The sequence below is a fragment of the Legionella saoudiensis genome (assembly GCF_001465875.1).
GTDB lineage: Bacteria > Pseudomonadota > Gammaproteobacteria > Legionellales > Legionellaceae > Legionella > Legionella saoudiensis.
On sequence record NZ_LN901324.1, the window covers coordinates 1,063,806 to 1,076,169 of the forward strand.

Sequence of the window (12,364 nt, forward strand, 5' to 3'; positions counted from 1 at the left end):
GTTAACTGACTGTATGCGATGCGGCTAAATCACTCATTTAATAATTATCAATCCGAATCACAGAATCAACGTTTTAGACTTAATTTGCTCGTTGCATTTATAATTATTTTGTCTTTAATTCTGGTGTTAAGACTTGCTTACCTGCAAATCTCTGAATTTAGAAAATACCAAACCTTATCTTTAAAGAACCAAATGAGCATTACCCCCATTGCCCCACCACGAGGAGTGATTCTTGATAGAAATGGCGTATTATTAGCTGAGAATATCCCTGTTTATGTTCTTGAGATAATTCCTGAACATGTGAAAGACATCAATAAAACCATTAAACAATTACGTAAATTACTTCCTTCGATTACTGAAGATGATGAAATAAGCTTTAATCGAGCGCGCAAACAAAATCGCTCCTTTATGCCAATTCCCATTAAATTAAAATTAACTCAAGAAGAAGTTGCTCTGTTTGCAATTAATCAATATCACTTTCCAGGTGTTAGTATTAAAGCACGCTTAATGCGCCATTATCCGCTTGGCGAAATAACTGCCCATGTTTTAGGTTATGTTGGCCGTATTAATCTCCAAGAGTTAAAAACCGTAGATCCAACTAATTATCGAGCCACTAACTTTATTGGAAAAGCTGGAATTGAAAAATATTACGAAGATATTTTGCATGGGACTGTGGGATATCAGATGGTAGAAACTGATGTAAGTGGGCGAACCTTACGCGTAATTGACAAGATGAATCCACACTCAGGCGCTAAACTTTATTTAAGTATTGATATTCGCTTACAAAAAGCAGCTTATGAAGCCCTGCAAGGTAAACGCGGGGCAGCGGTAGTAATTAATTCTAAAAACGGCGAAGTATTAGCTATGGTAAGTTCGCCAAGTTTTGATCCTAATATTTTTGTTAGTGGAGTGAGCTCCAAGGACTATAAAGCTCTATCGAATACGCTTCAAAGACCTTTGTTTAATCGAGCCGTACGTGGTGTTTATCCTCCCGCATCGACAATTAAACCCTTTGTAGGGCTAGCTGGGCTGGATAAAGGATTTATCACGACCTCAAGTACAATTTACGATCCAGGCAAATACAAACTGCCTAATTCTAGCCATATTTATCGAGACTGGAAAAAAGGTGGCCACGGAATGATTAACTTTAAGCGCTCCATCACCGTATCCTGCGATACATTTTATTATCAGCTAGGTAATAAAATGGGCATATCTAATATTGAAGATATGTTAGTTAAGTTTGGTCTAGGCCATTTAAGCCATATTGATCTATATGAAGAGGCATCAGGTATTGTGCCAAGCCTTCGCTGGAAAAAGCAAACGAAGGGAGTCACTTGGTACCCTGGTGATACATTAATTACTTCAATTGGGCAAGGCTTTATGCTGGCTACTCCCTTGCAAATTGCTAATGCTACAGCTTCACTAAGCCAGCGTGGTCAGCGTTTCCGCCCTCACTTACTGACAAAAACAGTAAACAGTGATACTGGTAAAGCAAAACATTATAAGCTTATTGAAGAATATCCAATTTATCTTAAAGATGAAGCCAATTGGGATATTGTTAAAGAGGCCATGCACAGCGTCCTTACCAGTAATGAAGGGACAGGCTATCGATTTGGTCGCAATCCACCTTACCCTGTAGCAGGTAAAACAGGCACAGCGCAAGTCTTTAGCGGTCGACAATATGAAAAGGCTAAATATGAAGATATCCCTGAAGCCTTACGTGATAATTCACTCTTTATTGCATTTACTCCAGTAGATAAGCCAGAGATTGCCATAGCCGTTGTGGTTGAAAATGATTTTACGGCCTCTGTGGTTGCCCGCAAGATACTAGATACTTATTACGAACTTTATCCGATGAAAACAACTCATGAACAGAAGACACAATAAACCCGTTTATCGGTTTACTACAAAATCACTTCATTTGGACCTTCCACTATTAGGTCTTTTACTGCTTTTAATTAGCTTAGGCCTTTTAATTCTTTATAGTGCATCTAACGCGAATATGAGCATGATTTTACGCCAATCCATGCGTTTGGTTTTTGCCACATTAATTATGATTGTCTTGGGATTTATCCCCCCTCATAAATACAAAATATGGACTCCCTGGATTTACAGTGTTGGTTTAGGTTTACTCATTGCAGTAATGTTGATGGGTAAAATTGGTAAAGGGGCGCAGCGATGGCTGGAATTAGGATTGTTCCGTTTTCAACCTTCTGAAATCATGAAATTAGCCGTACCGATGATGGCAGCTTGGTATTTTGACCGTCAAACTCGCCCTAGTAGTTTGAAGTCAATTTCTGTTGCAGGCATTATTATCGGTATCCCTGCCTTGCTCATTGCCAAGCAGCCCGATTTAGGCACGGCGATTATGGTAGCAGCGGCTGGTTTTTGCGTTATATTTCTTGCAGGTATTCGCTTTAAAGTAATTTTAATGTTGATCCTGTTAATTGGTGCAGCAATCCCCGCAGTTTGGCATGTGATGCATGATTACCAGAAACAACGTGTTTATACCCTGCTCGATCCAGAACAAGATCCATTGGGCTCAGGGTATCACATTATTCAATCCAAAATTGCTATTGGTTCTGGAGGTCTGGTTGGAAAAGGTTGGCTCCAAGGAAGCCAATCGCATCTAAACTTTCTACCTGAGCATGCCACAGACTTCATTTTTGCTGTAAGTGGCGAAGAATTTGGCTTTGCAGGCGGATTTGCGATTATTGCCCTAATTGTCTTAATTTCGTTAAGAAGTCTTAATATTGCCTCCAATGCACAAACCACTTATACGCGACTTCTTGCAGCAAGTCTTGCCATGTCATTTTTTATGTCGGGCTTTGTGAACATAGGTATGGTTATGGGAATTATCCCGGTTGTGGGTATTCCTTTGCCTTTAGTGAGTTATGGTGGAACTGCAATGGTAACCTTTCTCGCAGGCTTTGGGGTATTAATGTCGATTAGCTCACATAAGATTTTATTTAATTGTTTGCGCTAAATTCATTCACATGAAGTTGTTAGATCGAAGCCCAAAACTTTGGGTGGCTTCACTTGCGTTCGCAATGACGGATAAAGCATACCTACTCAGGAAACCAATGCATAGCATATTTAAACTCAGTCACTATTGCTCAAATATTAACCGTGTCATTGCGAGAAACGTAGTGCCGAAGCAACCCAGGGTGTTGGCACTGGGCTTAGATTATTGCCATTGGCACCCTCATGATGACAGTGAAACATATCTGGGGAAATTAATCCCGCTTGAAGTACAGGCTAGGCTAATAAAGCGGCTACCGGTGCATAACTGCGACGATGAATCACGCAAGGCCCTAACCGCACCAAAGCCTCTCGATGCGTGACTGTAGGGTATCCCTTATGGTCAGCAAAACCATAACCAGGATATAGAGCATCAAGCGCCTCCATTTCTTCATCACGCAATACTTTTGCAAGTATGGATGCAGCGCTTATTTCCGGAATCAGCGCATCCCCTTGAACAATCGCATGGCAAGGAATGCTTAGTTTCGGAGCATGTGCCCCATCAACCAAAACTTCATCAGGTTTAATCGGCAGCGCCTCTACCGCTCGCTGCATGGCAAGCAAAGTAGCCTGATGAATATTCAAAGAGTCAATTTCATCAACCTCTGCACGCCCATAAGCAAATGCCAAAGCCTGCTCCTGTATTTGCAACGATAATAACTTACGCTTCTTAGCACTTAATTTTTTTGAATCAGCAAGTCCCTCAATAGGCTCCTTTAAAATAACTGCAGCAGTGACTACTGCCCCAGCCAAAGGCCCGCGCCCCACTTCATCTACCCCGGCAATTAATCTCGTTTTATTCATTATTATTCCAAGTGCCTTAAAAATGGCCCTAATGATACATAGACACGAGCCATTTGGAAATGTTCTTTTAATGATTAAAATTGATTTATCTTTCAGGAAATGCGATCATCGCGCACAAATAATTAGCAAATGAGCATTGTATGAATAAAATTCGCTGCGCCGTAGTCGGTGTTGGTTATCTAGGGCGTTTTCATGCCCAAAAATATCAATTGATTCCTCATGCCGAGTTAGTTGCCGTATGCGACTTACATGAAGAAACAGCAAAGAAAGTCGGCTTGGAGCTCAATGTTCCTGCTTATACTAATTACCGTGACTTATTTGGTAAAGTTGATGCTGTAAGTATTGCCGCGACAACCAGCATGCATTATGAACTAGCTAAAGCCTTTTTAGAGCAAGGCATCCATGTATTGCTAGAAAAACCCATTACTGAAACCACTGCCCAAGCTGAAGAATTAATTCAGTTAGCAAAAAAACATCAAGCGAAACTGCAAATAGGACATCTTGAGCGTTTTAATTCTGTTCGCATGGCTTTAGATAATTATTTAGAAAAGCCTTTATTCATTGAAGCAGAGCGTCTGGCCCCCTTTACCCCTCGCGGTGCAGATGTCAACGTAATACTGGACTTAATGATTCATGATATTGATTTAATTCAAAATATGGTAAAAAGTCCTATTGTATCAATTCTAGCCCAAGGAACACCAATATTAACTAAGGCCATTGATATCGCTCATGTACGCCTTACCTTCGCAAATCACTGTGTGGCGAACCTTACTGCAAGCCGAGTCAGTTTCAATACGTCGAGAAAAACTAAAATACTTCAAGAAGATTGTTTCTTATCCATTGACTATCAAAGTAAGCATCTTTCGGTATTTAAAAAAGGTACTGGGGAAATGTTTCCTGGAGTTCCTGATATTGTCCATGAACAAAAGGAGCTTGAAAAAGGCGATGCCTTATTTGAAGAAATTAAAGCCTTTTTAAAATGCATCGATGAAAACAGTACGCCTTTGGTTACTGGTGAAGATGGACTGGCAGCGCTACATACTGCAGAGCAAGTTACGTCACTAATTCATAATAATCTTATGGAACGTCATGCAAAAAGCTAAACGAATTGTGATTATTGCAGGTGAAGAGTCTGGCGATGTTCATGCCTCTGCACTGATTAGACAACTAAAAGCAAACTATTCCAATATAGAAATAACGGGTATTGGTGGTAAGCACATGCACGAGGCAGGAGTCGAATTAATTTCAGATTTGGCTCGTTATGGAGTTACTGGAATCACTGAGGTCATTCGCCACCTCAAAGTTATTCGCCAAGCATTTCAGGCGATTAAAAAGCATTTACAGCAGCAAAAACCTGATTTGCTTATTTTAGTTGATTATCCAGGTTTTAATTTACGACTAGCTAAATACGCAAAACGTAAATTAGGAATTAAAATTCTTTATTATATTAGCCCGCAAATTTGGGCGTGGAAAGCAAAGCGTATTCATCTGATTAAAGAATGCGTTGATCGAATGGCTGTTATTTTACCCTTCGAAAAAACTATTTATGAAAACGCTAAAGTTCCTGTAAATTTCGTTGGACATCCCTTAGTTGAAAAAATTAATGCTGTTGGTGATCGTACTTCTCAGCGAAAAATATTAAATATTCCGGTAGATGCTAAAATTTTTGGCTTACTCCCTGGAAGCCGTCATAATGAAATTGAGCGTCACATGCCTATACTTCGAGATACTGCCGAACGGTTGCATCGGCAATATCCTGATTGGCAATTTGTTGTCCCTATCGCAGAAACTATTGATTCAGAAAAAATTACTCACTATTTTGCAAACAGTAATCTACCGATAACCTTTGTAAAAGGCCAAGCCTTAAGTTGTATGGCTGCAGCAGATTTTGTTATTGTTGCCTCAGGGACCGCATCATTAGAATGTGCTTTATTAAAAAAACCCATGTGTATTATTTATAAATCCTCATTTATTACTTATATATTGGCAGCCAAGCTCATTAAAGTTAAGTTTCTCGGTCTATGCAATCTTCTCTCTAATAAAATGATAGTTCCTGAGTTTCTGCAATATGATTGTAATGTTGACGAGTTAACGCACTATGTGACTCAATTTTTTAACGATGAGTCTCGTCAAGTAAAAATGCTCGAACAGTTAGATAAACTTCGAAACTCATTGTCATCGGAAGAGTCCGATTGCTCTCTATTCAATCTAGTAGAGAGTGAATTGTTCGAAAAAAATGCATGTTTTTAGCTTGAAAATATAGAATATCAATTATCCTTCATGTACAATCAATGTTGCTTTCATTGCATATGTTAGCAATTGGACTGTTGTTGATTTAATTAATAATAAGGAAGTTAAGATGAATGTCATTGAAACACCTGAAGCTACCCAGTCAATTATCAAACAAGACCAAGGTCTCCAGGATTTAGTTTATAATCTGGTTACTCGTTTTCTCTCAGAAAATAAAAACAAAAATATTGACGATCTTTATGACATGATTTTGTCTGAAGTTGAACCTCCATTATTACAAGCTGTAATGGAAAAACGTCGTGGTAATCAGCTGCAAGCAGCTAAAATGTTAGGTATTAGCCGCGGTACAATTAGAAAGAAATTACAAAGATATTTCGGAACAAAGTACTTCCGTTTAACTGATGAATAAGAAGTTAATATCCTGACTCTGTTTCTTTTTCAGAGAAAGAAAACAGCACTTAATGAAAGGTCCGATTATTGGACCTTTCTTATATCCAGATGAACTATTTGTTGACTACTTAATATGATTGTATAAAATACATCCTGAGAATATTGGGAGTGCTACTATGCTATCTGATGATAAGATTATCGAATTAATTCATAAAAAAACCTACGCTTATCTAAGCCTGGCAAGTTATTCTACCCTGCGCCAGCATTGTCTGGAGCAGCAAGCACTTGCAACTATCTTAGAACAGGTTAAAATCCATATAGTCCAACTGGCTGAACATGAAAAAAGAACATACATTAGCCAGCAAATGCTCCTGGCTTGTGCACGACAGCATGAGCAAGATATCGAAGAAAATAAGCGCGATACAAAAGAAGCAGAAATAGAAAGACTCCAATGCGCCAAATTAAATAGAGAACTTACTTCTATGGCTGATGAGCTTGAATTTCTGCGGCAAGAAAAAAACAAACAAGAGGAGCTTCTTAATAATCTGAAGCCATTAATAAATATTCTATCGGAACAAATTAACCAATATAAAACAAATCAATCCTCTTATGAACATAACCAGCCTCCTGGCGTGGTACGTAACTATATAAATAATGAACCTCCAAATAAAAGCCCAGCTCACTTTCATGAGCATGAAAATACAAATCAGGTCGATGGCCACTCTCATCTATATCCAACACTCACCAATAAAGCACCAATTACCGTACTCTCCTCCATACCTGCTGAAGCACAAAGCCAATTAATATTACAAAAAGATCTAATGGAAACTCAGTATAAGGTTGCCTTGGAAAAGCTAACAGATTGCAGCAATAAAATTGAAAAACTAATTCAAAGAATAGGGGCTGCGAATCACAAACTTAACTATGAGATTCCTCAAATAGCACAAGCTCGTATGCAACGCCAGAGTGAGCGTGAATTGCGTGAACGCGCGCGTATAAACAAAGAACCGATCCAGGCACAACTTTCAGCTAAAAACTACACATCATTACTTAAGCTCATGCGAGAATTTAATGTTCAAAAAGATGCTGAAAGCGAACAAACATTAGAGAAAGCAGCAAAATTTTCTTATAAGGAATACATTTTTTGTCTTCTTAATGCCATAAATGATAAAAAACTTCTTTTAAATTTTGGCGAAATGGCCGCTTTAGAACAGATTGCACGGTATATGCATGAAAGTCTTAACGTTGCGAGTGAAATTCAAGAAAGGCAGTTAGCATTAACGACTGAACAGCACGTTAAACGAAATGGAGAAAATCTCCTCAGTGAATGTGAGGAAGAACTGCTTAACCTGCAACGTGCTAACCCCATGCTCACAAATCAAAATTCACGCTTTGATGAAGACAATAAAAGACTTACCCAAACAATTAGCGAACGTCTGCAAGATAGAAACCAACTTCTCAAAATTGGTGCAGGCATACTCCTGCTAACACTTATAACCGCCCTTCTAGCCTTTATTGGCGGCCTGGAACTTATATTTTTTACTCCTTCAGCATTATGTGCAGCTGCAACTTTGGGACTATTCGTTACTTCGTTAATTTATACTGCCCAGAATAATTCGGATAAATACCAATTCAAGCAAAACCAAATTAGTATCGAAATGAATTCACAAAAAATATCCACCCAAACTTTGCAAATCATTACTTTAGAAAAAACGACTATACCCGAACTAAAAATAACGATAAATAATACTCTTTTAAAAATAGAGAGAATAAAGCAAGAGATTGCCGATTTACAAAAAAAACGACAACTTTTCATAAGCAGAGCAGAGGGAGTTAATACCATAAGCAACATTTATCCTACACCAAGCTCATCCACAACATCGGAGCTAGATGATTGCCTATTTAGTGATTCATATGACAGTAAGTCAGAAACAGACGAACTTAATTTTCGGTTCTAACCCAGTATTTTCACAAACTATAAAATGGATTATTAGATAACCTAAAAATCTGTAATCGTTCATGATATATGTAAATTTCGTCATTGCGAACCATGGCGAAACAATCAGTACGTTACTTCATTAAGACTCAGTACTGGGTTGCTTCAATTTGTTCGCAATGACAGCAGTTTTTTATTTAATTTTAATAGAATACATACAGCGTGAAGGCTTACAAAATCTGATTGCAAGCCACTGACTCTTCCAGTCTTGTTATCCCTCCTTACGTCACGCATATTGTTTGCGAGACGTAGGAGGATATGGGGCAAGAGACAGTTGCAAGCAACCAGACATATTTAAGATAAAACTAACAGTTTATTGACTCGACCAATAAAATCAGCTGGATTATCTAATTGGCCACCCTCAGCCAAAACTGCTTGTTCAAACAGCATGGTTACCCATAACTCAAAAAGGCTATCATCCTGAATATCATGTAAGCGTTTTATTAAGGCATGTTCTGGGTTAATTTCAAAGACAGGTTTACTTTCTGGGATCTGTTGTCCGGCAGCCTGAAGAATACGCTGCATTTCCAGGTTCATATCTTGTTCATCAGCGACAATACATGCAGGAGAATCAGTTAAACGGTTCGTTAATAAAACATCTTTAACTTTGCTATCCAGAACCTTTTTAATATGCTTCAACATAGGCTCTAAAGTTTTTTCTTGCTCTTTGATTTGCTCTTCAGACTCATCACCTAGCTCTATCTTACCTTTAGAAATAGATTGCAGCTTTTTACCTTCAAACTCACTCAGGTAACCAACCAACCACTCATCAATACGGTCGCTGAGTAATAGCACCTCAATTCCTTTCTTATTAAATATTTCCAGATGTGGGCTATGCTTGGCCGCGTTGTAGCTTGATGCAGTGATATAATAAATCTTATCTTGCCCTTCTTTCATACGGCTAACGTATTCTTCAAGGGTCACCTCTTGTTTTTCAGAAGCGGATTTTGTCGTCGCAAAACGCAATAATTTAGCAATCGCGTCACGATTTGCATAATCTTCAACAGGGCCTTCTTTTAGTACTAAACCAAATTCATTCCAGAATTTCTGATAGGTTTCTTTATCTTGGGTGCTCATTTTTTCGAGCATTGATAAAACACGCTTAGTACATGCCGCACGTATACTTTCAACTTGCTTATTGTCTTGTAAAATTTCTCGCGATACGTTCAGCGGTAAATCACTGGCATCAACAATCCCTTTGATAAAGCGTAAATATCTTGGCAAGAATTGTGTCGCGTCATCCATAATAAAAACGCGTTTTACATAAAGCTTCAAACCATGTTTGCTCTCATGTTGCCATAAGTCGTAAGGCGCATGAGCAGGAATGTATAATAATGAAATATAATCATTTTTACCTTCTACATGATTATGGGACCAAGTTAATGGATCTTGGAAGTCATGAGAAATATGTTTATAAAGTAACTTATAATCTTCATCAGTAATTTCTGATTTTTGCATTGTCCAAAGCGCAGTAGCCTTATTCACTGTTTCGAGCTCATTGCTTTCTTTATTCTCTTCGCCACGTTTTTTCATCACAATTGGCCAGCAAATATGGTCTGAGTATTTGCTTATGATGTTACGAATGCGCCAATCACTGAGGAACTCATCATCCTCAGCCTTAATATGCAGAGTAATTTCAGTACCGCGCGTTGCTTTGGTTTCAGAAGCGATGGAGAATTCGCCTTCACCATTGGATTCCCAAACAATACCCTCCTCGGGTTTTAGGCCAGCACGTCGGCTTTTAACAGTAACTTTATCAGCTACAATAAATGCGGAATAAAATCCAACTCCAAATTGTCCAATTAACTGTGAATCTTTCGCATTTTCTCCGGTTAATTGGCTCATGAATTCTTTAGTACCAGATTTAGCAATAGTACCTAAATTAGCAACCGCCTCATCCCAGCTTAAGCCAATACCGTTATCGGTAATTGTTATGGTTTTCAATTTCTCATTAACATCAATACTGATCTTTAAATCAGAATCATTTTCAAACAAAGAACTATCAGATAAAGCTAAAAATCTTAATTTATCTAAGGCATCTGAAGCATTAGAAATTAGCTCTCTTAAAAAGATTTCTTTGTTGCTATAAAGTGAATGCACTACTAAGTGCAACATTTGCTTCACTTCAGTTTGAAAGCCCATTGTTTGCTGCTTACCGACCATCTAAAATCTCCTATATGTACTTGTTATTTTGGTCATATAAGGCTTTATTTCAAAATTTCAAGGGTCAATAAACAAAATTAGGCATTGTTAGGGTCCCGCCTGAATGGATAATGAGCACATTTCCTTTAAGTGCATTGCGTTCAATAACCTTTCTTGCTTCATAAAATAATTTTGCCGCATAAATTGGATCAGCCAAAATCCCCTCTTCTCGCGCCAAACGCTTGATTTCGTTTTTTATAGTCTGATTAACTGAACCAAAGGCTTTCGCTGTAGTTGGATAAAAACAGTCATAATTTATAGGGTCAAAATTAAGCCATGAATTTAATTTAGATTTAAAAGCTTCCTCATCATCCGCAAGTAACAACACATGCACTTGTGCTCGATGCTCTAACAGTGATAATCCTTTTATTAGGGCTGCAGCGGAAAAGCCTGTTCCTGCATCAATAAAAATATGCTGAAAATGACTGTTTAAATGGACTTCATTTTCTCGAATATCTTGGGCAAGACTCATTGCTCCATCCATAGCTTGAGGCACACTGGCCCCCTCCAGCAAAACGAAGCCAGGCTCATCCAATGTGCTTAAGTAATTTTGGGCCAGTTCATTTACCTGCGTCCAATCTTCACGAGTTACCCAAATAATTTCTTGTTCCTCTAAAAAAAGAGAACTCAATTTAAAGTTACCAGTTCGTTCTAACTTCCAAGGTTTAATAAGAAATGCGGTAACCTTTAAATTAAACTCTCGCGCTAATTGTAATGCGGCCAGCAAATTGTTGGACTGAGGACCTGCAATAATGAGTAAATGTTTAATTCCTTGCTTAATAAGATAGGGCATTAGTGCCGCATATTTACGTAATTTAGAGCCGCTAATGCCACAGCCTAACTCATCGTCTCTTTTGGCATAGCAAGTAACATCTTGCTTTGGGAAATGATTTAAAAGATGAGTACGGCTTGATAAATTCCACATAAGGCTTAGCGGCGAACAAAATCAAAATGTGTTGCTGAAGAGTTAGCTTGGTGGAATTCATAACCTAACTCATTAAATTGTTTAATTCCTTCAAGAGTATCAATTTGATGCTCCATTAAATATTTTGCCATTACCCCACGTGCCTTTTTAGCATGAATGCCAATCATTTTAAGCTGATTATTTTTATGCTCGTAGAAATTTATGGTAATAACAGGATAGTTTAATTTTTTTTCATTTACTGCTTTAAAATATTCAGTCGAGGCAAGGTTGATTACTGCCGGATTTTTCTGGGATGCCAACTGCTGATTCAGGGTTTCAGCAATGGTGCTCTGCCAAAAATCATATAATGATTTACCGGCAGGGTTTGTTAGGCGTACCCCCATTTCCAGTCGATAGGGTTGAATGCTATCTAAGGGATTTAATAAGCCGTAAAGCCCGGACAAAATTCGCAAATGAGATTGAGCATAAGTCACTGTTTCAGGCTTCCAAGTATCGGCCTGTAACCCTTGATAAACATCACCTTGAAATAAAAATAATGCTGGGTAAGCATGGGGGGAATGTCCATCAAAAACAAACTCTTGGTAGCGCGCAAAATTCAAGGTAGCTAAGTCTTTAGATAAATCCATTAACGCAGCAATGTCCTCAACTGATTTGGACTTCATTAATTCAACTAAAGTCCTAGTTTGTTCTGGAAATAATGGCTTTGAAATGTTTCCAGAATAGGGTTTTTCGGTTTTTAATAATTTTTTTGCTGGCGATAATAAAATTAGCATTTT

Annotated in this window: 10 protein-coding genes; 6 read left to right on the forward strand and 4 right to left on the reverse strand. The window is 38.2% G+C overall.

What is annotated here, in order from left to right; all coding sequences use genetic code 11:
* Nucleotides 1-18: 18 nt before the first annotated feature.
* Both mrdA and rodA read left to right on the forward strand, forming a co-directional pair.
* The gene (gene mrdA / locus BN3124_RS13565) at nt 19-1,887 is read left to right on the forward strand and encodes a penicillin-binding protein 2 (protein ID WP_058535313.1); all 1,869 of its coding nucleotides are present in this window, start codon (nt 19-21) and stop codon (nt 1,885-1,887) included.
* Entirely contained in the window at nt 1,868-2,986 is a 1,119-nt protein-coding gene (gene rodA, locus BN3124_RS13570; protein ID WP_058535314.1) for a rod shape-determining protein RodA, read from the forward strand. The genes mrdA and rodA overlap by 20 nt, the downstream gene beginning before the upstream one ends.
* Before the next feature lie 272 nt (nt 2,987-3,258).
* Here rodA and rnhB read toward each other — a convergent pair whose 3' ends face one another.
* On the reverse strand, nt 3,259-3,825 hold the full coding sequence (rnhB, locus tag BN3124_RS13575) for a ribonuclease HII (protein ID WP_058535315.1): 567 nt from the start codon (nt 3,823-3,825) through the stop codon (nt 3,259-3,261).
* Between the two features lie 140 nt (nt 3,826-3,965).
* Here rnhB and BN3124_RS13580 point away from each other — a divergent pair, with 140 nt between their 5' ends.
* From BN3124_RS13580 to BN3124_RS13595, 4 genes are all read left to right on the forward strand, one after another.
* Nucleotides 3,966-4,928, forward strand: coding sequence for a Gfo/Idh/MocA family protein (locus BN3124_RS13580; protein ID WP_058535316.1), 963 nt, complete (start codon nt 3,966-3,968; stop codon nt 4,926-4,928).
* Nucleotides 4,915-6,075: a lipid-A-disaccharide synthase gene (gene lpxB / locus BN3124_RS13585; RefSeq protein ID WP_058535317.1), complete on the forward strand. Its 1,161-nt coding sequence runs from the start codon at nt 4,915-4,917 to the stop codon at nt 6,073-6,075. Before BN3124_RS13580 ends, lpxB begins: the two co-directional genes overlap by 14 nt.
* A 109-nt stretch (nt 6,076-6,184) precedes the next feature.
* Nucleotides 6,185-6,484, forward strand: a complete 300-nt coding sequence (locus BN3124_RS13590) for a helix-turn-helix domain-containing protein (RefSeq protein ID WP_058535318.1) — start codon at nt 6,185-6,187, stop codon at nt 6,482-6,484.
* A 157-nt stretch (nt 6,485-6,641) separates the two neighbouring features.
* Nucleotides 6,642-8,423 carry a DUF4200 domain-containing protein gene (locus tag BN3124_RS13595; protein ID WP_058535319.1) on the forward strand — a complete coding sequence of 594 codons (1,782 nt, stop codon included), beginning with the start codon at nt 6,642-6,644 and terminating at the stop codon, nt 8,421-8,423.
* Between the two features lie 332 nt (nt 8,424-8,755).
* On the opposite strand, the gene htpG is transcribed toward BN3124_RS13595, so the two are convergent.
* From htpG to yaaA, 3 genes are all read right to left on the reverse strand, one after another.
* The gene (gene htpG, locus BN3124_RS13600; protein ID WP_058535320.1) at nt 8,756-10,624 is read right to left on the reverse strand and encodes a molecular chaperone HtpG; all 1,869 of its coding nucleotides are present in this window, start codon (nt 10,622-10,624) and stop codon (nt 8,756-8,758) included.
* Between the two features lie 64 nt (nt 10,625-10,688).
* Nucleotides 10,689-11,588: a pyridoxal-phosphate dependent enzyme gene (locus tag BN3124_RS13605; RefSeq protein ID WP_058535321.1), complete on the reverse strand. Its 900-nt coding sequence runs from the start codon at nt 11,586-11,588 to the stop codon at nt 10,689-10,691.
* 5 nt (nt 11,589-11,593) lie between these two features.
* On the reverse strand, nt 11,594-12,361 hold the full coding sequence (yaaA, locus tag BN3124_RS13610; protein WP_058535322.1) for a peroxide stress protein YaaA: 768 nt from the start codon (nt 12,359-12,361) through the stop codon (nt 11,594-11,596).
* Between the last annotated feature and the right edge of the window lie 3 nt (nt 12,362-12,364).